The organism is Paenibacillus sacheonensis (genome assembly GCF_009909195.1).
Taxonomy (GTDB): domain Bacteria; phylum Bacillota; class Bacilli; order Paenibacillales; family Paenibacillaceae; genus Paenibacillus_Z; species Paenibacillus_Z sacheonensis.
In genome coordinates, this window is record NZ_JAAAMU010000005.1 from 216,155 (window position 1) to 240,044 (window position 23,890).

Annotated in this window: 19 protein-coding genes; 5 read left to right on the plus strand and 14 right to left on the minus strand. The window is 57.1% G+C overall.

Annotated features, from left to right (window positions below; all coding sequences use genetic code 11):
* Positions 1-36: 36 nt before the first annotated feature.
* The 4 genes from recQ to citZ all read right to left on the minus strand — a co-directional run bounded on the left by recQ (position 37) and on the right by citZ (position 6,157).
* The gene (recQ, locus tag GT003_RS11625) at positions 37-2,322 is read right to left on the minus strand and encodes a DNA helicase RecQ (RefSeq protein ID WP_161697709.1); all 2,286 of its coding nucleotides are present in this window, start codon (positions 2,320-2,322) and stop codon (positions 37-39) included.
* Between the two features lie 114 nt (positions 2,323-2,436).
* On the minus strand, positions 2,437-3,378 hold the full coding sequence (gene mdh, locus GT003_RS11630; RefSeq protein ID WP_161697711.1) for a malate dehydrogenase: 942 nt from the start codon (positions 3,376-3,378) through the stop codon (positions 2,437-2,439).
* A 222-nt stretch (positions 3,379-3,600) separates the two neighbouring features.
* Positions 3,601-4,893: an NADP-dependent isocitrate dehydrogenase gene (icd, locus tag GT003_RS11635; RefSeq protein WP_161697713.1), complete on the minus strand. Its 1,293-nt coding sequence runs from the start codon at positions 4,891-4,893 to the stop codon at positions 3,601-3,603.
* A gap of 151 nt (positions 4,894-5,044) precedes the next feature.
* A complete protein-coding gene (gene citZ, locus GT003_RS11640; protein WP_161697715.1) occupies positions 5,045-6,157 on the minus strand; it encodes a citrate synthase in 1,113 nt (370 codons plus the stop codon).
* Between the two features lie 314 nt (positions 6,158-6,471).
* Here citZ and GT003_RS11645 point away from each other — a divergent pair, with 314 nt between their 5' ends.
* On the plus strand, positions 6,472-7,986 hold the full coding sequence (locus tag GT003_RS11645) for a Ppx/GppA phosphatase family protein (protein WP_161697717.1): 1,515 nt from the start codon (positions 6,472-6,474) through the stop codon (positions 7,984-7,986).
* 30 nt (positions 7,987-8,016) lie between these two features.
* Here the strand turns inward: GT003_RS11645 and ppk1 are convergent, their stop codons facing one another.
* On the minus strand, positions 8,017-10,077 hold the full coding sequence (ppk1, locus tag GT003_RS11650; protein WP_161697719.1) for a polyphosphate kinase 1: 2,061 nt from the start codon (positions 10,075-10,077) through the stop codon (positions 8,017-8,019).
* 199 nt (positions 10,078-10,276) lie between these two features.
* Here ppk1 and ytvI point away from each other — a divergent pair, with 199 nt between their 5' ends.
* Complete coding sequence (gene ytvI / locus GT003_RS11655; protein ID WP_161697721.1) at positions 10,277-11,392, plus strand: sporulation integral membrane protein YtvI; 1,116 nt, start codon at positions 10,277-10,279, stop codon at positions 11,390-11,392.
* 123 nt (positions 11,393-11,515) lie between these two features.
* On the opposite strand, the gene murI is transcribed toward ytvI, so the two are convergent.
* The 9 genes from murI to GT003_RS11700 all read right to left on the minus strand — a co-directional run bounded on the left by murI (position 11,516) and on the right by GT003_RS11700 (position 22,207).
* Complete coding sequence (murI, locus tag GT003_RS11660) at positions 11,516-12,307, minus strand: glutamate racemase (protein ID WP_161697723.1); 792 nt, start codon at positions 12,305-12,307, stop codon at positions 11,516-11,518.
* A gap of 50 nt (positions 12,308-12,357) precedes the next feature.
* On the minus strand, positions 12,358-12,750 hold the full coding sequence (locus tag GT003_RS11665) for an FxsA family protein (RefSeq protein WP_161697725.1): 393 nt from the start codon (positions 12,748-12,750) through the stop codon (positions 12,358-12,360).
* Complete coding sequence (locus GT003_RS11670) at positions 12,751-13,263, minus strand: acyl-CoA thioesterase (protein ID WP_275589157.1); 513 nt, start codon at positions 13,261-13,263, stop codon at positions 12,751-12,753.
* A 91-nt stretch (positions 13,264-13,354) separates the two neighbouring features.
* Positions 13,355-15,109: a pyruvate kinase gene (pyk, locus tag GT003_RS11675; protein WP_161697727.1), complete on the minus strand. Its 1,755-nt coding sequence runs from the start codon at positions 15,107-15,109 to the stop codon at positions 13,355-13,357.
* A 43-nt stretch (positions 15,110-15,152) separates the two neighbouring features.
* Positions 15,153-16,160, minus strand: coding sequence for an acetyl-CoA carboxylase carboxyltransferase subunit alpha (locus GT003_RS11680; RefSeq protein ID WP_161697729.1), 1,008 nt, complete (start codon positions 16,158-16,160; stop codon positions 15,153-15,155).
* Positions 16,150-17,022, minus strand: coding sequence for an acetyl-CoA carboxylase, carboxyltransferase subunit beta (gene accD, locus GT003_RS11685; RefSeq protein WP_161697731.1), 873 nt, complete (start codon positions 17,020-17,022; stop codon positions 16,150-16,152). The genes GT003_RS11680 and accD overlap by 11 nt, the downstream gene beginning before the upstream one ends.
* A gap of 193 nt (positions 17,023-17,215) precedes the next feature.
* Positions 17,216-17,410 (minus strand): glutamate decarboxylase, encoded by a 195-nt coding sequence (locus GT003_RS11690; protein WP_161697733.1) that lies wholly within the window; start codon positions 17,408-17,410, stop codon positions 17,216-17,218.
* 177 nt (positions 17,411-17,587) lie between these two features.
* Entirely contained in the window at positions 17,588-18,085 is a 498-nt protein-coding gene (locus GT003_RS11695; RefSeq protein WP_161697735.1) for a phosphatidylglycerophosphatase A family protein, read from the minus strand.
* Between the two features lie 204 nt (positions 18,086-18,289).
* Positions 18,290-22,207 (minus strand): DNA polymerase III subunit alpha, encoded by a 3,918-nt coding sequence (locus GT003_RS11700; protein ID WP_161697737.1) that lies wholly within the window; start codon positions 22,205-22,207, stop codon positions 18,290-18,292.
* 307 nt (positions 22,208-22,514) lie between these two features.
* Between GT003_RS11700 and GT003_RS11705 the strand changes: the two genes are divergently transcribed.
* The 3 genes from GT003_RS11705 (at position 22,515) to GT003_RS11715 (ending at position 23,790) form a co-directional block, all read left to right on the plus strand.
* Positions 22,515-22,841, plus strand: a complete 327-nt coding sequence (locus tag GT003_RS11705; protein ID WP_161697739.1) for a YtrH family sporulation protein — start codon at positions 22,515-22,517, stop codon at positions 22,839-22,841.
* Positions 22,842-22,844: 3 nt separating this feature from the next.
* Complete coding sequence (locus tag GT003_RS11710) at positions 22,845-23,378, plus strand: sporulation membrane protein YtrI (protein WP_161697741.1); 534 nt, start codon at positions 22,845-22,847, stop codon at positions 23,376-23,378.
* Positions 23,379-23,493: 115 nt separating this feature from the next.
* The gene (locus GT003_RS11715; protein ID WP_161697743.1) at positions 23,494-23,790 is read left to right on the plus strand and encodes a YtpI family protein; all 297 of its coding nucleotides are present in this window, start codon (positions 23,494-23,496) and stop codon (positions 23,788-23,790) included.
* The last annotated feature ends 100 nt before the right edge of the window (positions 23,791-23,890 follow it).

The following is a 23,890-nucleotide window of genomic DNA, read 5'->3' on the forward strand; positions in this document are numbered from 1 at the left end:
TATACTAAAACTAGCCAGGCAATTCAAAAAAACGCTTTACTCTCCGGCAGTCGACAGCCGATGCTTGACGATGGCGGCTTTAATCGCGAAATAATCGACGTCCTCCGGCAATGCTTCCTTAATCGGCTTCAGCTTCTCCGCGCCTACTCGAGCAATCGTCTCCACGATCAGCGCCTCGTGCTGGGGCGGAATAAAATCGCTCCACGGCAGCTCTTCCCCTTCTTCCCCGCAGCGAAGCAAATGATTCTCGATCGTGACGCGGCTCATCCCGCGAAGGGACGCAATCTCCGCCAGCGTTCTTCCTTCGGCGAACAGCGTCAGCGTCTGCATATGGCTCGACAAGCCATCCAAACGAGCGAGATCTTCGCCTCCGGACGGGCTGGCTGCTCCCGACTGTCCAGGCAATTCCGCCTCTGACGATCTTCCCGAAGCTCCCGGCGCAGACGCTGGATAATCGTCCGTTTGTCCGTCAGCTCCATTACGCTCCTCCGAACCGCCGTCCCCGTTAGCGTTCCTGCTGCCTTGCGCGCCGTCCTGCTTGAACTGCCGGACGATGGCGATGACATCATGCCCGTATTTGCTTACTTTCGCGGCGCCGATGCCTTTCACGGCAAGCAGCTGCTCCGAGTTCACGGGCTGCCTGTCGGCGATTTCCCTCAGCGCTGCATCGAAGAACAGCATGAACGGAGGCACTTTCTCCCGTGCAGCCGTCTCTCTGCGCCACTCTCGCAGCGCTTCGAACAACGGCGCATTCGCTGCCGGCAGGGCCGAACCGGCGCTCTCTCTGCGCTTTGCCGCCGCGCTCTGCCGACGCTTTACTTGAATGCTGCCTTCCAGCACGGGCAGCGCTTCGGCCGTCAGGGACACGGTCGGATATTCCCCTTCGCTGATGCGCAAATAGCCTTCCGCGACGAGGAAATACATCAAATCCGAGATATCGCGCTCCGTCCATTGACGCATCAGGCCGTACGTCGACAAGCGGTCAAAGCCGAATTCGAGAATCCGCTTTTCCCGGGAACCTTTCAATACTTTCGCGGCCATCGAGATGCCGAACCGGCCTTTGAGCCGGCCGACGCAGGACAGCGCCTTGCGGGCATCCTCCGTCACGTCTACCATCGCGCTGACGTCCATGCAGTTGCTGCATTTGCCGCATTCCGGCACGTCCGCCTCGCCAAAATAGCGCACGATATACTGCAGCAAACATTTCTCGGTCCGGCTGTAATGCATCATCGTATACAGCTTGTTGAGCTGAATCGTCTTCCGATCCGGATCTCCCGTTCCCCGATCGATGAGAAACCGCTGCACCTGCACGTCCTGCGGCTCGAACAGCAGCACGCATTCGCTCTCTTCTCCGTCACGGCCCGCACGTCCTGCTTCCTGATAATACGACTCGACGTCGCCCGGCATCTGCCAATGAATGACGTAGCGGACGTTCGGCTTGTCGATCCCCATTCCGAATGCGTTCGTCGCCACCATGACCCGATTCTCGTCGAAGCGGAAACGCTCCTGCGCGTCCGCCCGATCATCGTCGTTCAAGCCGCCATGGTATTTGCCGACTGCGATGCCGAGGCGCGAGAGATCATCGCAAACTTCCTCCGCCTCCTTGCGCGTCGCGGTATAGACGATGCCCGACTGGTCTGGGCGCTGCTGCACGAAATCCCGCAGAAACTTCCGTTTATCCGTCCCCGTAACGACCGACAACGTCAAATTCGTGCGCGCGAAGCCCGTGACGAAAATATTCGGATCGTGCAGGCCCAGCATGGCGGCGATATCCTCCGACACTTCCGGCGTCGCCGTCGCCGTAAATGCCGCAACCGGCGGACGGTTCTCCAAGCGGCCGATCCAGCCGGCAAGCTGACGGTAGCTTGGACGAAAATCATGTCCCCATTGAGACACGCAGTGCGCCTCGTCGATGGCGATGAGAGGAATATGCATCTGCGAGGACAACGATTCGAACATGCCGCTGTCAAGCCGCTCGGGCGCGACGTACAGCAGCTTGTACGCGCCCTGCGAGGTCTGTCTGACCACTTCGCGATACGCCGCCGCATCCAGCGAGCTGTTCAAGAACGCGGCCGGAACGCCGAGCCGGTTTAACGCGTCTACCTGGTCTTTCATCAAGGAAATAAGCGGCGATACGATGATCGACGTACCGGGAAGAAGCATAGCCGGGATCTGATAGCATATCGACTTGCCGCCGCCCGTCGGCAGAATGGCCAGCGTATCCTTGCCGGTCAACAAGCCATCGATAATATCGCTTTGCCCTTTACGGAAGCTATCGTAACCATAGACTCGTTTTAACGTTTGCAGCGCTTCCTGTTGCATGCAATCCCTCCATGACATAATGATAATGATGATTTCGTTTGAAAATAGGAAGACCCTGACGGTACTCTGTCAGGGTCTCATAGGCTTTATGAGCGTTGAATACGATGGATGAAATTAGCCCGTAACGACAGCAATGACGCTGCGTACGGAATTCGCGGATTTCTCAAGCGCCGCTTTCTCGTCTTCCGTCAGCTCAAGCTCGAACACTTTCTCGATGCCGTCGCCGCCTAGGATTGCAGGTACGCCCATGAACAAATTATCATACCCGTATTCGCCCTGCAGCAGCGCGATAACCGGCGTAATCCGTTTCTTGTCCTTCAAAATCGCTTCGGTCATCTGAACCAGCGATGCCGCCGGCGCGTAATACGCGCTGCCGTTGCCGAGCAGATTCACGATTTCGCCGCCGCCGACGCGCGTGCGCTGGACGATGGCTTCGATCCGCTCGGCCGAGATCAGCTTCTCGATCGGGATGCCGCCGACGTTGGAGTAACGAACGAGCGGAACCATATCGTCCCCATGACCGCCAAGGACAAACCCCCGAACGTCTTCCACGGATACATTCAGCTCTTCGGCAATAAAGGTGCAGTAACGAGCCGTATCGAGAACGCCGGATTGGCCGATGACGCGGTTTTTCGGGAATCCCAGCGCATTGTAGGCCACGTAAGTCATGGCATCGACCGGGTTGGACAGGATGATGACATACGCTTCCGGACTAGTCGCTTTAATATTTTCGCAGACGGATTTCACGATGCCCGCGTTGGTGTTGACGAGATCGTCGCGGCTCATGCCAGGCTTGCGGGCAATTCCGGCCGTAATGATCACGACTTGGGAATCCTTCGTGTCCTCGTAATTCGAGGTGCCGATGATCTTGGCGTCGATGCCTTGAACGGGCGTCGATTCCATCATATCGAGCGCTTTGCCCTTCGTTGGGTTCTCGAGCTGCGGGATATCGACAAGCACGACGTCGCCAAGCTCTTTTTGCGCCAGCATCAAGGCCGTGGTCGCACCCGTGAAGCCGGCGCCGACTACCGTAATTTTGTTCCGTTTAATCGCCATCAGGAAAGCCTCCCATAAGTGTGGCCGCCATGCGGCCATCTATAATATTGATATAGCGCTGCATGCGCCCCGCCGATCAAACATCCGATGAGCGGGCAAAATCCGCATGGACAACGCCATGCGGATCTTGCGAAAGCACTGCATGCATCTACATTTAACTATTTAGAGGATGCACTTATGATTTTGATTTTAAACAGAGAGGTTGATAGGTAACGCTATTTATTACAGATGTTTGATGATCTCGTCAGCGAACGCCGAGCATTTCACTTCAGTCGCGCCTTCCATCAGACGAGCGAAGTCATAGGTAACGGTTTTGTTGTTGATTGCCGTTTCCAGACCTTTGTAGATCGAATCGGCCGCTTCCTGCCAGCCCAAGTGCTCGAGCAGCATAACGCCGGACAGGATAACGGAACCCGGGTTAACGACGTCAAGATCCGCGTATTTCGGAGCCGTGCCGTGCGTAGCTTCGAAGATAGCATGTCCGGTCAGGTAGTTGATGTTAGCTCCCGGTGCGATGCCGATGCCGCCTACTTGCGCAGCCAGCGCGTCGGACAGGTAGTCGCCGTTGAGGTTCAGCGTTGCGATCACGTCGAAGTCCGTTGGACGAGTCAATACTTGCTGCAGGGCGATGTCGGCGATCGCGTCTTTCACGATCAGCTTGCCTGCCGCTTCGGCTTCTTTTTGCGCTTTGTTAGCCGCGTCCGTGCCTTCAGCTTCTTTAATGCGGTCGTATTGACCCCATGTGAAGGTTTTGTCCGCGAACTCTTGCTCGGCTACTTCATAGCCCCAGTTCTTGAACGCGCCTTCCGTGAATTTCATGATGTTGCCTTTGTGAACCAGCGTCAGCGATTTGCGGCCGTGTTTCAGCGCGTATTCGATCGCTGCGCGAGCCAGGCGCTTGGAGCCTTCCGACGAAACCGGCTTGATGCCGATACCCGAAGTTTCAGGGAAACGGATTTTGTTAACGCCCATTTCGTTTTGCAGGAAGGAGATCACTTTCTTCACGTCTTCGGAGCCGGATTGGTACTCGATGCCGGCATAGATGTCTTCCGTGTTCTCGCGGAAAATAACCATGTTTACGAGTTCAGGGCGTTTAACCGGGGAAGGCACGCCGTCGAAGTAACGAACGGGACGCAGGCAAGTGTACAGGTCAAGCTCTTGGCGAAGCGCAACGTTCAGGGAGCGAATGCCGCCGCCGATCGGCGTGGTCAATGGTCCTTTGATTGCGACGATGTATTCGCGAATGGCAGTCAGCGTGTCGGCCGGAAGCCATTCGCCGTAAGTATTGAATGCTTTCTCGCCGGCGAAAACTTCGTACCATGCGATTTTCTTCTCGCCGCCGTATGCTTTGTCGACTGCAGCGTCCAATACGCGCTTGGAAGCTTTCCAGATATCGCGGCCCGTGCCGTCGCCTTCGATGAATGGAATGATAGGGTTGTTCGGCACTTGAAGCACGCCGTTGTCGATCGTGATTTTCTCGCCTTCAGTAGGCAAAGCGAATTTTTCGAGTTGCATAAAATAAATTCCTCCTAAAAATGGTTTTGTTCGGTACACATAATTTGACGGGAGCCGGCAGTGCAGCTTGTTCGGCTGACTGTCAACACCCCGTCAGAGGCATGGGCGGCGAAGGAAACCTCAGCCGCCCGGCTGCATATTCTATCCTGGCTTAGCGCTGCGTGATCGGCGTTACGGTTTGATCAACCGGACCCGTGTATTCAGCACGCGGACGGATCAGGCGGTTGTTCTCGTACTGCTCCAAAATATGAGCGGTCCAACCCGACGCACGGCTGATCGCAAAGATCGGCGTGAACAGATCGCGGGGAATTCCAAGCGTCGTATACACCGATGCCGAATAGAAGTCGACATTCGGCTTCAGCCCTTTTTGGCCCGTGACGAGCTCTTCGATTTTGACGGACATTTCATAAAGTTCCATGCTGCCCGTCAGCTTGCCCAGCTCGCGCGACATTTTTTGAAGATGCTTCGCGCGCGGATCGCCGTTTTTGTAAACGCGGTGGCCGAAGCCCATGATCTTCTCTTTGTTCGCCAGTTTATCGTTGATGTACGATTCCACGTTGGCAAACGAACCGATTTCTTCGAGCATGACCATAACCGCTTCGTTCGCGCCGCCGTGCAGCGGTCCTTTGAGCGCGCCGATAGCCGACGTAATGCCGGAATAGATATCGGACAGCGTCGCCACCGTTACGCGAGCAGCGAACGTGGAAGCGTTCAGCTCATGATCGGCATGAAGGACAAGCGCTTGATCCAATGCTTTGACCGCTACTTGATCGGGCTCCGTGCCGTTCAGCATGTAAAGAAAGTTGTAAGCGATGGAAACGCCTTTTTTCGGCGCTACCGGCTCTTTGCCTTCGCGAATGCGGGCGAACGCAGCGATAAGCGTCGGAATTTGAGCTTGGATTTTGATGGCTTTCTTGATATTCGCTTCTTTGGACATATCGTTAGCTTGCTCGTCGAACAGAGCAAGGCTGGATACCGCTGTGCGAAGGGCCGCCATGGAGTTGGTTCCTTTAGGATAGATCTTCAAAGAATCCAGTACGCCGGCAGGAAGCGCCGAATACGCTCCGAACTGCTGAAGCAATTCGTTCAGCTCGGATTGGTTGGGCAGCTTGCCGTACCACAGCAGGTACGCCACTTCTTCGAAAGATGCGTTCTCCGCCAGATCGTCAATGTTGATGCCGCGATAAGTCAGAACGCCGTCGATGATCGAGCTGATCGAGGAAGTCGTTGCGACAATACCCTCCAGACCTTTGGTTGCTGTCATGTTTCTCTCTCCTTTAGCGCCTTTGTATTTAAAAAAATCGTAACAAGTTTAACAATAGATGGATTCGAGTTCCGTATCGTCGTACTCAATTGTATCGGATTTCGATCCGGAATGAAACAAAACTAGACATAAAAATGCTTTATCGCTATCATAAAAGCTTTTTTCCCGCCCGAAAAGCCGTTTTCGTGATAAGAATCCTCCCATGATTTTACCCCAACAGCCAGTCTTTTACCCGTTTGAAACAAACAAGCTTTGTTGAAGACAGCGCCAAATGGTAAAATGGGCACTAAAGCTATCCGAAGGAGGTTCTCCTATTGACGGAACAACGCATCGGCATTATCGATATCGGCTCCAACTCCATCCGCTTGGTCGTTTATGAGCGGACCTCCCGCGGCGCGCACCGGGTGATCGACGGCAGCAAACGGGCTGCGCGGCTGAGCGAGCATTTGGACGAGGACGGCTCCCTGCCCGACCGCACCATTCAAGAGCTCATTGATATGATTAACCATTTTCGATTAATTTGCGCGCATCATAAGACGGGTTTGATCCGCGCGGTAGCGACGGCCGCCATTCGGAATTCCACGAACCGCAGCCACGTCTTGAGCCGGATCGAATCCGAGACGGGACTGCCAATCGAGCTTATATCCGGCGTGGAAGAAGCCGGGTTCGGATTTCTCGGCATGATCAATACGATGTCCGTCACGGACGGATTCCTGATCGACATCGGCGGCGGCAGCACGGAAGTCTCGCTGTTCAAGAACCGCGAGCTTGTCCGGGCCGTCTCGTTTCCGTTCGGCTGCGTCAGCCTGGCGACCCGTTTCGCCGACGGCGGCATGCTGTCCGATGCACAGCTAAGAGAGCTGGAGCTGCATATCGGACAGGCTATCGAAAGGGAAGCATGGCTCAAGCAGGAACCGGGTCTTCCGCTCGTCGGCGTCGGAGGCACCGTCCGCTCGCTCGGCAAAATGCATCAAGCTTTCGTTAAATATCCGTTCGAAAGCACGCATAATTACCCGATCGAAGGTCAAGCCACGGACGAACTCATCGAGCTGCTCCGAAAGCTGCCGGTAAGCAAGCGTAAAAATTTCCCGGGTCTGTCCAAAGACCGCGTCGATATTATCGTCCCGGGCCTGGCGATTCTCCGGTCGATCTTTCGGACCGTCGGCGGTTCGCACTATTTGATCTGCGGCGCCGGCCTTCGCGATGGATTGTTCTTCTCCACCCGCTTCCCCGAACGGCCGCGGATGGAAGACGTCGTCATGTACAGTGTAAACAACTTGGCGGCCATGCATCCCGAAGCGCCCATGCAGCATACGTCGCAGGTCAACCGCATCGTGCTTCAATTGGCCGGTACGCTGCAGCCGCAGCGGCCGTCCGAAGACCGGTCCCTGCTGTTCATCGATATCGCTTCCACGCTTCACCGAATCGGAGCCAGCATCGATTATTACGATTATAAGCGGCATACGTTCTATCTCATGGTCAATTCCCGGCTGAACGGCCTGTCTCACCGCGAATTGCTCATCTGCTCGATGATCGCCTCGTACAAGAGCAAGAACCGCACCAAACAGAATGCGGCGCTTTATAGACCTCTTCTGTCCGACGAGGATATTGCGGTCGTCTGCAAGCTCGGCACGCTGCTTCAGCTGGCGATCGCGCTGGACCGCAGCGAGACGCAGGCAATCGGCAAGCTCGTCGTCGAAACGAATGACGGCAAGCTGCGCCTGCATGCCGTCCGGGCAAGCGGCTCCCTGGACGTCGAACGCAAAGAGGTCGAAGCGCAAGCCGGCGATTTCAAGAAGCTGTGGGGCCTTACGCCGATCCTGCTGTAACCGGCGCAGCCCTCCGAGCGCCCGCGCAGATCAGTTCTTCCACTTGCTGATGCTCGTGGCATAGAATTGGCTGCGCAGCGGCTCCAGGTCATTCTGAACGGCCTCATACCCGCCGCTCGACTGCAGCTCCCGCGCCTTCGCGTTATCTTCCAAGTTCATGCGCAGCAGGTTGATCAGCACTTTTCGCAGCCTGCCGTCGAAGACCGGGCACATCAGCTCGATCCGGCGGGTCAGGTTGCGCGTCATCCAATCGGCGCTGGAGAGGAACAGCTCCTCGTCGCCACCATTGCGGAAATATATTATGCGGGCATGTTCGAGAAACCGATCCACGATGCTGATGACGCGAATATTCTCGCTTAAGCCCGGTACTCCGGGACGAAGGCAGCATACGCCGCGGACGATCAGCTCGATGCGAACCCCCGCCTTGGAAGCCTCATACAGCTTATCGATCATCTCTTGATGCGATAAGCTGTTCATTTTTGCGATGATATGGGCGGGCTTCCCTTCGGCGGCATGCGCCTTCTCCCTGTCGATCAAGCCGAACAGCTTCTCCTTCAGATCCGTCGGCGCAACGCCGAACGCCTTCCACTCGTACGGAGACGAATAGCCGGTAATCTCGTTGAACAGGGCGGAAGCGTCCGCGCCGATGACGGGATGAGAAGTGAACAGACCGATATCCGTATACAGCTTTGCCGTATTATCGTTATAATTGCCCGTTCCTACATGTACGTACCGGCGCAGCATTCCCTGTTCCCGGCGCACGACCAGCGTGATTTTCGCATGGGTTTTAAGACCCACGAGCCCGTACACGACATGGCAGCCGGCTTTCTCCAGCTGGCGTGCCCAGGCGATATTGCGCTCCTCGTCGAACCTCGCCTTCAGCTCCACGACCACCGTCACCTGCTTGCCGGCCTCGGCCGCGAGCGCAAGCGCCTGAACGAGCGCGGACTGGCCGCTGACCCGGTACAAGGTCATCTTGATGGCCAGCACGTTCGCATCCTGCGCTGCTTCCATGACAAAATCCGTTACGGCATCGAAGGATTCATAAGGATGATAGACGAGCACGTCTTCTTGACGAAGCACGGCGAACATGTCGTCCGTATCTTCGAATTCGATCGGGTAGACCGGTTCGATCCGAGGGTATTTCAAATTCTCGTAGCCATCGAGCGAGCCCGCGAAGCGCATCAGGAAACTGAGGTCCAGCGGCCCGTCGATTTCGAACAGATTCTCTCCCTGCTCCAGCTCTTCCATCAGCATTTGCAGCGAGTACGTATGCATGCCCTTGCCGTATTCCAGCCGGACGGGGAGCCCCCAGCGCCTTCTTCGAATCTCCTTCTCGATCTCCTCGAGCAGATCCTCCGCGCCTTCCTCGTTCAGCGTCAAATCCGCATTGCGCGTCAAACGAAACGGATCGACGGCGATCGTCGTATATCCATTGAACAACGTATTGATATGACGTTCGATAAGCGTCTCCAGCAGCACGAATTCATGCTTCTTGCTGTTGACCCTTCCGGGAACCGGAACGAACCGCTGCAGGATAGAAGGTACCTGCACGATGGCAAAGAACGGCTCTTCGTCGAGCTCGGGCCCTTCTCCGCGGCCAAGCAGCACGGACAAATACAGCTCCTTGGAATGAAGCAGCGGAAACGGCCGGCTCTGATCGACCGCCATAGGGGTCAGTACCGGAAAGACGATTTCGTGAAAATATTCATCGACCGCTTTGAGCTGGGGGGGATTCAATTCTTCGATCGTCCGGAAGCAGATGCCTTCCTTGGACAGTCCGCGCAGCACTTCGCGGTACGTCCGGTATTGGTCGGAGACCATCTGTCCGGTACGCTTCATCAGTCTTTTCCAAAGACCGGCCGGCGTGTACCCGGTGAAGTCGGGCTTCGTATACCCGGCTTTCATCTGATCCTGAATGCCCGCCACGCGGACGCTCATGAACTCATCCAGGTTGCTCGACACGATGGCCAAAAACTTGGCGCGCTCCAAAAGCGGGTTACCGGGATCCTGCGCTTCCTCCAGTACCCTGCGGTTAAACTCGACCCAGCTGAGATCACGATTCACATAAGGCGAAATGGTTTTATTCATCGATCCGGGATCCTCCTGCTTGTCGTATATCCCTATTATGTAGGCTTACTGTTCGTCCCATATTAAAAGATTGTAAAGGCGGCGTAAAGAAATGCAAGGCAGACTTATTTTTTGGTAAAGGCCATACTCGCTATGCTACAATTATACAATAAGTATAAAGAGATTTCGGCCGCTTAGAACTTAGAGGAGTGATGGCTTTATGGACCGTCTGATTTGGAGAAGGATTTGGCGCACCGCGATGGTGCTGTCGTTACTCGTTCTCTTCGTGCTCGCCGTAATATACGTAACGCCGCTCGTGTACCCGTTTCTTCTCGGCTGGCTGCTCGCTTATGCGATCAACCCCATCGTCAATCTGCTTAACCGTAAATTAAAAATCCCGCGCTGGCTCGGCGTCTCCGTATCGCTCGTCGTGTTCGCCGTCGCCATGCTGACGATCGTGTCCGCGCTCGTCACTCGGATCGTCGTCGAGATCATCACGTTATCCAAATCGCTCAGCAGCAACATCGACTGGTGGAAGAATCAGTTCGAAGCGATTATGGATAAGCCCGACGTGCAGAACCTGATCGAGAAGCTGACGTCCTTCTACCAAGACAACCCCAATTATCAGGAAACGATCAACGGGCGCATCTCCGATACGGCGAATTTGCTGGCGCAGACGAGCACGAATATTATAACCTCGATTCTGAACGGCATCGTCAATATTATCACATCGCTTCCGAACGTCGCCACGATTTCCATCGTCGTGCTGCTGGCTGCCTTCTTCATCAGCAAAGACTGGACGCGGCTCGGCATGCGGACGTCGGCATGGCTCCCGCAGCAGATCATGCAGTCCACTTCGGTTGTCTGGCGGGATTTGAAGAAAGCGCTCTTCGGCTATTTGCGCGCCCAATTCATCATGATCTCCATCACGGCAGTCGTCGTGACCATCGGCCTGCTGCTCATCGGCGTTCATTATGCGATTACGATCGGCATGCTGATCGGCCTCGTCGACTTGCTTCCTTATCTGGGCGTCGGGGCAGTCATGGTGCCTTGGATCATTTATACCTTCATCTATGGCGACGTGACGCTTGGCATCGAGCTCTCCATCCTGTACGGCGTCATCCTGGTCGCACGGCAAACGATCGAGCCCAAGGTGCTCGCGAGCAGCGTCGGACTCGAAGCGCTGCCGACGCTCATCGCGATGTTTGTCGGCTTGAAGCTGTTCGGCGTACTCGGTCTCATCATCGGACCGGTATCCCTCATTATCCTGACGGCCATACATAAAGCAAATGTTTTCCGGGACGTATACTGGTTCATCGTGCGCGGGCCGAAGTGAGTTCTATCGCAGCTTCGCCTATAAGCTTCCTACATTATAGCTCATAAACGAAGCAGAAGCCTTCCATCCGCGAATACGGGTGGAAGGCTTCCGTTATTATCGGATGCGTTCGTTGCAAATGAATTAATAAGTGCCCTGCTTCATATGGCTTTCTTGAATAAACGCGAGCGCGGTCTTCATCTTATCTACGTATGCCGGATCGTCGCCCGAGCAGAGGAATCGAATGTCGCCGCTTCCGCCTCCTTCGCCGATTCCGAATCGGTTCAGCTGCGCGGCAAGCCGTTTGACGGTTCCGGCATTGCCGTTCACGATCTGAATATGCGGCGGGAGCAGCTCCCGCAATATATCCGTGTAGTATGGATAATGCGTGCAGCCGAGCACAAGAATTCCATAGCTGTCGAGATCATAACCGGCCAGCTTAGTGAGGAAATACGCCTTCATGAACGCCTCGTCGAACTGCAGCCGCTCGCAGTAGCCGACCAGCTCCGGCAGCGGCAGCGAATCTACGATGCCTTCTTCGTCCACGCGGGATAGAAGCGCATAGTACTTCGGCTGCTGCAAGGTGAGCGGCGTTGCGAAGACCAGCACCCGCCTGCCCGTTGCGCGATTCATCTCCACCGCCGGCTTCACCGCGGGCTCCATCCCGATAATCGGGAAGGAATACATGTCCCGCAGCTCCTGAATGGCGATGCTGGTCGCCGTGTTGCAGGCGACGACCAGCGCATCCATGCCCGCCTCATTCATTTTACCGACCGTTTCGAGGATATAATCCCTCACGTCCTCTTTCGGCTTCGTGCCGTACGGCACGTGAAGCGTATCCGCCATGTATAAATAATCCTTGGCCGGGAGCCTGCGAAGCGATTCCGCCAATACCGTCAGCCCGCCGATGCCGGAGTCGAAAAACCCGATTCTCATATTCATCTATTCCTAACGTTTAAGTAATAGTGGTTGTACGCGGTAAACGACTATCTCCTGCGTATGACAAACGAGCCGCTGCGCAGCTTCTTCTCCAGCCATCGCAGCATAAGCAGCCGGTAGAACGGCCGCGTAACCGGCAATAATAGCGTGATGCCGACGATATCGGAGAGAAATCCAGGCAGCAGCAGAAGCACGCCGCCCGCCAGCACGCAGACCCCATTCAGCATCGCATGGCCCGGCGGCCGTCCGCTCTGCAGCTGGGACTGAACCTCCATCAGCGCTTTGCGTCCTTCGGATTTGGCCAGCCGCGCTCCTGCCACGGCCGAGAGCAGGAGCAGGCCGAACGTCAGCCAGCCGCCTATCCAGTGCCCCACGCGGAGTATGCCCCACATCTCGATCGCGGGGAACACGATAATGGCCGCAATTATCCATTTCAGCATTTAGGTCCCCTCCTTCTCCGCGGCAAGCGAACCGTCCGCGGCGGATCGAAGCAGCGCGTACAGCGCCGGCAGCGACTTGTCCAGGCGCGCCGGCCGCCAGTCCCGATTCACCCACACATGCCGCGTACCGCCTCGGACCAGCAGCTCTCCGGGCGGCTCAGGCCGATGCCAGAACGCCGGGAACTTATCGCCTTCACGGACGCGCCTCACTTCCGAACGAAAAGACATCCGGACCGGCGAATAGGACGAAATAGACGTACAGACCAGGACGCAGTCGTCATACCGGGCCGGCGCCAAGTACGAGCATTCCAAATCGACGACGGGAAGCAGCAATCCCTGCTTCTCGATGGCTTCGTAGGTCATGCCAAGCGAGCGTACGATTTCCGTGCGTCCGATTTCAAACCACGTCACGTAATTGCCATGAAAGACGACACCCATCTGATCGGTTTCCTGATACCTCACCCGAAGCGGATGCAGATGCCACACCGCGGCGGCTTCCGTTGATTCCGACAACGCTTTCCCTCCTTGCGCTCCATTCCGAACGAAAAGCGACGACGCTCGCGCGCCATCGCTCCTTATACGTGTTATGCCGCTATGAGGTTTCTTACATGACCTTTGCTTGTCCGGAGTAGATGACGCCGACTTCGGCGTACACCGTTACTTCCGTACCGTCATGAAGCAAGCCAAGCGCGTTCGAAACGCCCAGAATAACCGGAATGCCCAGGTTCAACGCCACGATTGCCGCGTGGCTCGTAATGCCGCCCTGCTCTGTAATTACGGCTGCTGCCATTTGGATGGCAGGCATATATTCGCGATCCGTGGAGGTCGTCACCAGGATGGAGCCTTCCGTCGTCTTGGCGATCGCTTCTTCAGGCGTGCGCGCCGTCACGACTTTGCCCGTCGCGCTTTGGCTGCCGATGCCTTGGCCCTTGGCGATCATTTCGCCGAGCGTATGGATCTTGATCAGGTTCGTCGAGCCGGAACGGCCTACCGGAACGCCTGCCGTGATGATGACGGTATCGCCCAGTTTCACGAGACCGGAGTTGATGCCGCCTTGTACGGCGATATCGAACATCGCATCCGTCGTTTCCGCCGGCGTGCCGAGCGCCGGAATGACGCCCCAAATGAGCGCAAGACGGCGCATGACGCCCTCGTCCGGCGTTACGGCGATAATCGGCGATTTCGGACGGTATTTGGAAACCATGCGCGCCGTATAGCCGCTCTCCGTCGACGTAATGATTGCTTTCGTGTTCAGGTCGAGCGCCGAGTTCGCGACGGCTTGGCTGATTGCTTCCGTTACAGTCGTTTGCTGCGCTTTCGCTTGCTTGGTGAAGATTTCACGGTAATCCAGCGCCGATTCCGCGCGAACGGCAATGCGGGACATCGTTTGCACGGATTCGACCGGATATTTCCCTGCCGCCGTCTCGCCCGAAAGCATGATGGCATCGGTGCCGTCGAAGATGGCGTTCGCGACGTCGCTTGCTTCCGCGCGCGTCGGACGCGGGTTGCGCTGCATGGAATCCAGCATTTGCGTCGCCGTTATGACCGGTTTGCCTGCGCGGTTACACTTCTGAATCATCTGCTTCTGCACGAGCGGTACCTCTTCGGCTGGAATTTCCACGCCAAGATCGCCCCGCGCTACCATCAGGCCGTCGGACACCTCGAGAATCTCGTCGAGGTTGTCTACGCCCTGCTGGTTCTCGATTTTGGAGATGATTTGAATATGGCTGGCATTATGCTTCTCCAGAAGCTCGCGGATTTCAAGCACGTCCGTCGCTTTGCGCACGAAGGAAGCCGCGATAAAGTCGACGCCTTGCTCGATGCCGAATACGATATCGCCGGCGTCTTTCTCCGTAATCCCCGGCAGCGAAATATGTACGCCCGGGACGTTAACGCCTTTCTTGCTCTTGATCGGTCCGCTGTTTACGATACGGCATTTGATCTCCGTGCCTTGGACTTCCTCGACCGTCAATCCGATCAGGCCATCATCGATCAGAATCGTCGAACCGATCTCGACATCAGCCGGCAGATTGGAATACGTCACCGGAATCCGATCGCGGTCTCCCAAAATTTCTTCAGTCGTGAGCGTGATCGTCTCGCCTTGGTTCAGCTCGATCGGCTCTTCCTTCAGCTTGCCGAGACGAATCTCCGGTCCCTTGGTATCAAGCAGAATGGCGACGTTCTTGCCGAGCTCCCTGTTTGCTTGGCGGATATTCTTGATCCGGTTGCCGTGCTCTTCGAAATCGCCGTGCGAGAAGTTCAAACGGGCAACGTTCATTCCCGCGTTAATGAGTTTCTTCGTGTTTTCCAGCGATTCGCTGGAAGGGCCAATCGTACATACGATCTTAGTTTTGCGCATGAGTAATATCCATCCTCCGTTAATGCGTTGCGTATTGGTTTGGTTAAACTTGTGCGGATTCGGCTTCGATGACCGGAACTGCCGGCGCTGCCGGTTCCGGCGAACGATAAGCGCCGACTTTGCGGAATTTATTGTAACGGTCCGTGATGAGCTCTTCCGGCGACATGCCGGACAATTCGACCAAATGGCGCCAAACGGCTTCTTTGATCGTCTCGGCCTGTGCCGCGAGATCGCGATGGGCGCCGCCCTGCGGCTCCGCGACGATCTCTTCGATGATTCCGAACCCGAGCAAATCGCCGGCCGTGATTTTCATGACTGAAGCTGCTTCGTCGGCGCGTCCTGCATCTTTCCACAGAATGGACGCCGCGCCGTTAGGCGAGATCGCGGAATAGATGGCATTCTCGAGCATCAGCACGCGGTTGCCTACTCCTAGCGCAAGCGCGCCGCCGCTGCCTCCCTCGCCGATGACCACGCAGATGATCGGCACGCCAAAGGTAGCCATCTCGCGCAGGTTGCGGGCGATCGCCTCGGATTGTCCGCGCTCTTCCGCGGTATTGCCGGGATAGGCGCCCTTCGTGTCGATAAACGTCACGATCGGACGGCCGAATTTATTCGCCTGCTGCATCAGCCGAAGCGCCTTGCGGAAGCCTTCCGGATGCGGACTGCCGAAGAAACGGGCGATGTTGTCCTTTGTATCCTTGCCGCGCTGATGGCCGATTACCGTAACCGGTACGCCGTTCAGCTTGGCCAAGCCGCCGACGATCGCCAGATCGTCGGCGAACAAGCGGTCTCCGTGCAGCTCGATGAAATCGGTGAATATCGTGCCAATGAAATCCAAAGACGTCGGCCGGCCGTGATGGCGCGCCGTATGCATCTTTTGGGCTGGCGTCAGTTCGTTGTACAGCTCATCCTGCAGCGTTTTGCAGCGTTCCTCGAGGCGGGAAATTTCATCGCTGAAGTCGATGCCCGACTCTTGGCCGAATTTTTTCAGTTCTTCGATCTTCTTTTGCAGCTCGTTCAGCGGCTTCTCAAACGGAAGTTCATCCGCCATTGATTGTTTCCCCCTTCGCGGAATGCATATCAAGCAATTTGATCAGCAGCGGCTTCATTTCTTTGCGGTGCACGACTTTATCCAGTTGTCCGTGCTGCAAATTGAATTCCGCCGTTTGGAAATTGTCCGGCAGCTTTTGGCGGATCGTCTGTTCGATGACGACGCGGCCGGCGAAACCGACAAGCGCGCCGGGCTCGGCCAAATTGAAGTCGCCAAGCATGGCGAAGCTCGCGGAAACGCCGCCCGTAGTCGGATCGGTAATGACGGAGATATACAGCCCGCCGTCGCCTTGGAATTTCCCCAGCGCGGCGCTTGTCTTGGCCATCTGCATCAGGCTGAGAATGCTCTCCTGCATGCGGGCGCCGCTCGACGTCGAGAAAATAATCATCGGCAGGCGCTTCGCATGGGCTTGTTCGATCGCGCGCGTAATCTTCTCGCCGACGACGGAGCCCATGCTGCCCGCGAAGAAATCGAAGCTCATGAAAGCGGCAACGACCGGCATTCCGCCGATCGTCCCCTCGCCGGTCACGACCGCATCGGTCAGGCCGGAGCTCTTCTTCTGCGCTTCCACCTTGCTGGCATACCCCGGAAATCCGAGCGGATCCTCTGAAGACAGATCGGCATCGAATTCCGTTATTCGGCCTTCATCAAGCGTAATCGCGATCCGTTCCCAAGCGCTGAGCCGGAAATGATGGCCGCAGCTCGGGCAGACCTTCAAATTCTTCTCGATTTCCTTGGAGAACTGAATGCTGCCGCACTTCGGGCATTTGGACATCAAGCCTTCCGGTATTTCCGGCTTCGTACGAGGCTGGCCCGAAGGAATCGTGGCGTATTTTTTTTTATGGAATAAGTCCTTGAACACGAGTGACACCTCTTTGGGGGCGCAATAGTTTTTGGAAATACAGGTTGCGCTGTAGGAACGCAATCGTTTTTGGAGATACAGGTTGCGCTGTAGGAACGCAATCGTTTTTGGAAATACAGGTTGCGCTGTTGAAACGCAAAGTCAAGAAATACGGGTTGCGAATGCAGGCTGCGCTTGGAAATACAGGTCGGCGTTAGCGCTGCGAGTTTAAAATGCCGTTCAACACTTCCTGCACTTCATCCAGTTCGCCAGAAGGGACCAATATTTCGTATTGCTGCTTCGAAACATTAATCGGTCGAATCTTGACAAGAAACCCCTCCTGGGTCAGCCGGTTTTTAATGCTCTCCGCAATTTTTGCCGTAGGCGCGATATAGATAACCGTCCACATGAATGAACCTCCTGAGCATTGGTAAAAGGATCATCTGAATGCACATGGGGATCCATGGCCGCCATATAAACTCTCGTTATCTAGGCATATGATGTCATCATGATACCATAAGTTCGGATTCCATCGCAACGCCGCAAGGCTGGAAGCTATGCCTGGCAATGGGCGAACCAACCGCTATTACAGCGATTGGTCGGCGATCTCGTATCGGTTGGCCTTGGGATCCTGATGCGCGATCCGAGCGGAAGCGGCTGCCGCCAAGCCCGCTACGAGGTCGTCCAAAAACACATGGACATGCTTGCCTTTCTCGTTCAGCTTGCGAATAATGCCCGGCTTGACCTTGTCGAGATAACCGAAGCTCGTAAGGCCGATCATGCCGTACACGTTCGTAATGCCAAGCGCCAGCGTCTCGTCGACGCCGTAGAGCGATTCGTCCGCTTCCATAATGGCTTGCAGCGGTTCGGGAAGCAGCTTCCGTTCGGCAAGTTCATCCAGCGCGATGCCGGTGAACAACACGTACTGCACCTCGCGTTTGCCGAGCACGTGATACACGCTCTCTTCGCATTCTTGGTAAGTCAGGTCCGGATTATAAGGGCGCTGCAGCGAAAAAACGATATCCGCGACATCGCTCACCTCCACACCGCGTCTGTTCAGCCATTTTTCCATATTGGACGACATTGCTTATCCCCCCGCATCGGCTTGTACGAAGCGGACCGCGGCAGACGGGTTAACGCCCCGTTCCAGCCGTCGGTCTTAATCTCCGCAAGCTTCGAAAATGCGAAGCCGTCAGTCATGTTTAGCTCCGTGTCTCCTAAATGTATGCGGAGATCGGAAAACATGTGCATGCCGGCCCAGGAATGCTGCCCGATAAGAAAAGACTTGTTATTTGACGATCGCCGAGCCCTTGCCGAAGATCGTCTCGATCTCTTGCAGCAGGCGCTGCGACGGCTTGACCCGGAACGCTTCGCTCAGCACGACCGTTCGGCCTTCCCGCTCGTAGAACAACACGGTCTCAAGCGGGCCTGCGCTGCTCGTAAGCAGCGCCTTCAGCTTCTCCAGCCCAGCGGAATCCTCGCTGCCGGCGACGATCTTGACGTACAGCCGTTGAATGCGCTTGGCTGCGGCGGATTGCGGACGTGCTTGGCTGCGGCCAGCGGCCGAGGCGGCCGCAGAAGCTGCCGGACCGCTGGCCGCCGCTTGCTGCGCGGCCACCGGCGGCCGATAGCCGGGGCGGCCGCCGCTTGGTACGGCAGGCCGGCTAGACGCCGCGGGCTGCCCAGCCTTTCGGTCGGCATCCGGTCTGCCCGGCGACGCCGAGCTGCTGGTCGCTTCCGAACTGCCGGTCGCTGCAGGAGCCGCCGCCGCGCGGCTCGCGGGCTCGCCGCCCGCAGTCTCCGTGCTGTCGTCGGAAACCGCGGCGCCTGCCCCCGTGTTTGTTCCCATGCCTGCATGCGCTCCGCTTCCGCTTGCTGCTTGAGCAGCGCCGCCCGTCCCTTGCGCGGTTCCTTGCGATGAGGCGCGATCTCGCGCGGCCCGGCTTTGCCCGAACCGCAGCAGGCGCTGCACCTGTGCCGCGAGATCCTTCGGCGTGCCTCCTCCTCCCGTACCCTGGCCCAGCGGCACGACATCCTCCAGCAGCAGCTTATAATCCTCGTCCTGCTGCTGCAGCTTGGCGAGGACGAGCACGATATTGCCCGGCTCCAGCGCCTCTTCGTGACGCTTCCATATCGTCGGGAACGCCACCGCCTCGACGCGCATGATGCGGTCCTCGATCTCCAGGAAAGCCATCGCCTGGCCTTTCCTCGTCATCAGCGGCTTCCGGGATACGACCATCGCTGCCGTGATCACGTAAGCCCCGTCCTGCCCTTCCGTCAAATCCACGAGGCGGTCGACCGGCAAGCCGTCCAAGGCCGCATCGTAATCGTCCAGCGGATGACCCGACAAGTACATGCCAAGCAGCTCGCGCTCCAGACCCAGCAGCTGCCCGATCGTAAACGGCTGAACCTCGGGAAGCTCGACGTCCCAGTTTTGCACCTCGTCGAAGCCGAACAGCTCGATTTGCAGCTCCTCGCGTTCCTTGCGCCATTTCAGCGCGGCCTCGACCGTCTCGTCCACCACGGCGATCAGCTGCGCCCGGTGCGCGCCGAGCGAGTCGCAGGCGCCGGCCTGGATCAGCGATTCGAGCACGCGTTTGTTGGCCACGCGCAGATCAACGCGGCGGCACAAGTCCAGCAGACTGTCGAACGGACGCTCGGTGCGCTCCTTCAGCAAGGCGTCGATGGCCTGCGTACCGACGTTCTTGATCGATGCAAGGCCGAAACGAATCGCCCCGCCGACCGGCGTAAACGTCACGCTGCTCTCGTTCACATCCGGCGCGAGCACCTCGATGCCCATTCTGCGGCATTCGTCGACGTATTCGGCCGTCTTGCGCTGATTGCCGGTCACGGAAGCGAGCATGGACGCCATGAACGGAACGGGATGGTTCGCTTTCAACCATGCCGTCTGGAACGCCAGCACGCCGTATGCCGCCGCATGCGCGCGCGGAAATCCGTAGTCGGCGAACCGGACGATCATATCGTATACGGCGTTGGCATCCTGATCGCTGTAGCCCTGCGACAGGCTGCCGCTGACGAAATGCGCGCGCTGCTCGTCCAGCACCTCGCGTTTCTTCTTCGACACGGCCCGGCGGAGCAAATCCGCCTCGCCCAGCGAGAAACCCGCCATCGCGGACGCGATCTGCATGATTTGCTCCTGATACACGATGATGCCGTACGTATCCGCAAGAATCGGTTCCAGCGACGGATGCGGATATTCGACCGTCACATGGCCATGCTTGCCCGCGATATATTTGGGAATAAACTCCATCGGGCCCGGCCGATAGAGCGCCAGAACCGAGACGATATCTTCGAACTTCGTCGGCTTCAGCTCGCGCAGCACGCGCCGGCAGCCGCTGGACTCCAGCTGGAAAATCCCCGTCGTCTCGCCGCGCGTGAGCATGGCATACGTCTCGGGATCGTCGTCGGGAATGAAACGGAAATCGACCGTGATGCCCTGCTGCTGCTTCACCCAGCCTAGCGCCCTCTCCAGGATGGACAGCGTGCGCAAGCCGAGAAAGTCCATTTTGAGCAGACCGACGGCTTCCAGATTCTCCATAGAATACTGCGTCAAAGCCGTCTTATCTGTGCCAGCCTGCAGCGGTACGTAATTCGTCAGCGGCTCGCCGGAGATGACGACGCCGGCGGCATGCGTCGATGCATGGCGGGGCATTCCCTCCACCTTCAGGGCCATGCGCAGCAAATCCGCCGTCTTCGGCTGGCGCTCCGACGCTTCGCGCAGCTCGGCGCTGACCCGCAGCGCCTCCTCGAGCGAGATGCCGAGCTGATTCGGAATCAGCTTGGCTGCCCGGTCCACCTCGCCGAACGGCACCGCCATCGCCCGGCCGACGTCGCGGACCGCTGCTTTGGCCGCCATCGTACCGAACGTGATAATTTGCGCCACATGCTCCTCGCCGTATTTGGCCGACACGTAAGCGATGACTTCGTCGCGCCGCTCGTCGTTGAAGTCGATATCGATATCCGGCATCGATATCCGTTCGGGATTGAGGAATCGTTCGAACAGCAGCTTGTATTTGAGCGGATCCACGTCCGTGATGCGCAGCGTGTACGCCACCAGGCTGCCTGCCGATGAACCCCGGCCGGGGCCCGTCCGAATCCCCTGCTCGTGCGCGAATCGGATAAAGTCCCACACGATCAGGAAATAATCGCTGAAGCCCATGTTGTCGATAACCTTCAGCTCATAGAGTAGCCGGTCCATGGCAATTTGCTTGACGGAAGCATCGTTCGTCCAAGCCGGGTCGCCGGCATAGCGGGATTCCAAACCGTCCCTGCACAGCGCCTCCAGATAGGCGGACGAGGTCGTTCCGGCCGGTATCGGATGGAACGCGGGCAGCAGCGCCCGGCCGAACGTGAGCTCAAGCGAGCATTTGTCCGCGATCTCGGCGCTCCGCTCCACCGCATCCGCCGCTTGGCGGAACTGGAGGAACATTTCGTCCGCGGTTTTCAGGTACATTTGATCCGTCAGCATTTGCATCCGATCGTCGTCTTCAACAGTCGTGCCCGTCCCGATGCAAATCAATACGTCCTGCACCGCCGCGTCGGCGGGCTGCAAGTAATGCACGTCGTTCGTGGCAACGGTGCTAATGCCGGTCTGCTCCGCGAGCGCCAGCGTCGCCTGCAGCACCTTCTTCTGCTCCAGCATGCCATGGTCTTGCAGCTCCAAATAGAAATCCTCGCCGAAGATCGACCGGTAACGTTCGGCCGATCGGCGCGCTTCATCCGTCCGGTCATGCAGCAGCAGCTGCGCGATTTCGCTGCCGAGACAGGAGCTGAGGCAGATCAGACCTTCGGCATGCGTCCGCAGCACCTCGAAATCGATCCGCGGTTTATAGTGGAACCCCTCCAAATGCCCGATGGAGCTTAATTTCATCAAGTTGCGATATCCCGTCTCGTTCTTCGCGAGCAGGATGAGATGGTAGATCGGATTGTCTTTGCGCGTGCCCTTGTCGAAACGGGAGCCCGTCGTCAAATAAACTTCGCAGCCGATGATCGGCTTGATTCCCTTCGCCAGGCAGGCCTTATAAAACGGAACGGCGCCATACATGACGCCGTGGTCCGTCAGCGCCAGCGCCTTCATCCCCTGCGCCGCGGCGGCTTCGACCAAATCCTTGATCCGGGCAGCCCCGTCCAAGAGGCTGAATTCGCTATGAACGTGTAAATGTACAAATTCGCGTCCGACGTTCATCGCCATTCCTTCTTTCTATCGTAAACGAGCATCATTTTCTATCATTTTATCATATTGAAGCCCTGCCCGCCCATACAATGGACTAGGGCTGGTCGTACCGCTGACGGTACTGCTCGCCCATGCATCCTGGGCTGGTCGTACCGCTGACGGTACTGCTCGCCCATGCATCCTGGGCTGGTCGTACCGCTGACGGTACTGCTCGCCCATGCATCCTGGGCTGGTCGTACCGCCGACGCGGTACTGCTTGCCCAAGCACTCCGGGAGGACGAGCCGCGTCCCCCGCTCAAATCGAAGGGAGCGCAGCATCATGGACTCTTTCTTCTCGAAAGCCACGGTCGATTTCTTCATCGCCTTCGGCGTCGTCTTCGGAGGATCGATGCTTGCCGGCATCGGCTCCGTCCTTGCTATGACCGCGCCGGCCGACGCGATGATGGATACCGCGTCCCGCTTGAAAATATGGGCGCTCGTCGCGGCGGTCGGCGGCACGATTGACCCCATGCGGGTCATCGAAAGCAATATGATCGAAGGCCATCTGTCCCCCGTCGTGCTTCAGATCGGCTATATTCTCTGCGCCTTTCTCGGAGCGCACATGGGCACCGAACTGATTCGATGGCTGTGCAGAGGGGCGGTCTAGCGAATGCGCGTGCCGCCCTTCGAGCGATTTACGAGATTGATGCAGGCCGCCGCTTTCGTCGTGCTCGGGACCATCATCGGCGCGATGGCGTACCATGCCGTCTTCTTCATGAATTTCAACGCCCTGCGCGATTCGAATACGGAACTGGAAGGCAAGCTGAGCGAATACGAGGACCGGATCGAGAAGCTGAACCAGTTCAAGAATCAGCATACGGTCGTGAAGAGCATATCGGCCATTCTAATGGATGGGAAGGAAGACGAGTCCGACGTGATGCTGGACGAGAAGTCGAAGCTTGCGCTCAAAGACGCGCTGCGGGATGACCTATCGGTCTTTTTGGGGACGAGCATCTATAAGATCAATACGAACGCGGAGTTGGCCAGACTGCTGCTCAAGAATAAAAACTATCTCGTCGGGGGCAATAAAGAGGTTACCGTGCAAATTCGCACGGTGCTTGTCGTGGATAACGTGCTGCAGGTGTGGTTCGTCGCCAAGAAGTACGAACGGCCGATCGGTTTAGGGATAACCGATAAGCGATAACGAGACAATCTGTCCGGAGACAATGGCGCAGGGTTATTTTCGCTTGCCTCCCCTTTCATGGTACAATAAGGCGAATATTTTAAGCCTGTCACCATAAAGGAGATGCACGCACGTCATGGAAAACGCCTTGCACTGGGCCATCGTCGTCCTCATCTGCGTCACGTCGCTGATGTCGGTCAATTACAGCTTCAAAGCCCGCCGCGCCTCGGATGTGCGCCAGCGCGGCATCCTGAGCGCGCGCCTTAACATGAGCATGGGCATCATGCTTGTCTTCATCGCGCTGTTCATGATGCTCGCATTCAGCGGTTCGACGATCAAGGTCGTCATCAGCTGCTTGATCATCGTCATCGGACTGTTCAACTTGTTCGCGGGGATTCGCAACAACAGCGTCTATCGGTCGATGAAAGGTTAGAACTGATCTACTATAGATCGAGTTCAAAAAGTCGGGTTTTGAGCACCAAGAAGGTTGTGCGACCCCGAAGAAGGAGGAACGCAGTGTAGGCAGACCTACA

What these genes read in the sequence shown, in the direction of transcription:
- GT003_RS11695 (WP_161697735.1), bottom strand. Translation starts at nt 18,085, where the DNA reads ATGTCGTCCAATATGGAAAAATGGCTGAACAGACGCGGTGTGGAGGTG.
- GT003_RS11705 (WP_161697739.1), top strand. Translation starts at nt 22,515, where the DNA reads ATGGACTCTTTCTTCTCGAAAGCCACGGTCGATTTCTTCATCGCCTTC.
- ytvI (WP_161697721.1), top strand. Translation starts at nt 10,277, where the DNA reads ATGGACCGTCTGATTTGGAGAAGGATTTGGCGCACCGCGATGGTGCTG.
- GT003_RS11715 (WP_161697743.1), top strand. Translation starts at nt 23,494, where the DNA reads ATGGAAAACGCCTTGCACTGGGCCATCGTCGTCCTCATCTGCGTCACG.
- GT003_RS11665 (WP_161697725.1), bottom strand. Translation starts at nt 12,750, where the DNA reads ATGCTGAAATGGATAATTGCGGCCATTATCGTGTTCCCCGCGATCGAG.
- pyk (WP_161697727.1), bottom strand. Translation starts at nt 15,109, where the DNA reads ATGCGCAAAACTAAGATCGTATGTACGATTGGCCCTTCCAGCGAATCG.
- GT003_RS11680 (WP_161697729.1), bottom strand. Translation starts at nt 16,160, where the DNA reads ATGGCGGATGAACTTCCGTTTGAGAAGCCGCTGAACGAGCTGCAAAAG.
- GT003_RS11690 (WP_161697733.1), bottom strand. Translation starts at nt 17,410, where the DNA reads ATGTGGACGGTTATCTATATCGCGCCTACGGCAAAAATTGCGGAGAGC.
- citZ (WP_161697715.1), bottom strand. Translation starts at nt 6,157, where the DNA reads ATGACAGCAACCAAAGGTCTGGAGGGTATTGTCGCAACGACTTCCTCG.
- GT003_RS11700 (WP_161697737.1), bottom strand. Translation starts at nt 22,207, where the DNA reads ATGAACGTCGGACGCGAATTTGTACATTTACACGTTCATAGCGAATTC.
- murI (WP_161697723.1), bottom strand. Translation starts at nt 12,307, where the DNA reads ATGAGAATCGGGTTTTTCGACTCCGGCATCGGCGGGCTGACGGTATTG.
- ppk1 (WP_161697719.1), bottom strand. Translation starts at nt 10,077, where the DNA reads ATGAATAAAACCATTTCGCCTTATGTGAATCGTGATCTCAGCTGGGTC.
- mdh (WP_161697711.1), bottom strand. Translation starts at nt 3,378, where the DNA reads ATGGCGATTAAACGGAACAAAATTACGGTAGTCGGCGCCGGCTTCACG.
- GT003_RS11710 (WP_161697741.1), top strand. Translation starts at nt 22,845, where the DNA reads ATGCGCGTGCCGCCCTTCGAGCGATTTACGAGATTGATGCAGGCCGCC.
- icd (WP_161697713.1), bottom strand. Translation starts at nt 4,893, where the DNA reads ATGCAACTCGAAAAATTCGCTTTGCCTACTGAAGGCGAGAAAATCACG.
- recQ (WP_161697709.1), bottom strand. Translation starts at nt 2,322, where the DNA reads ATGCAACAGGAAGCGCTGCAAACGTTAAAACGAGTCTATGGTTACGAT.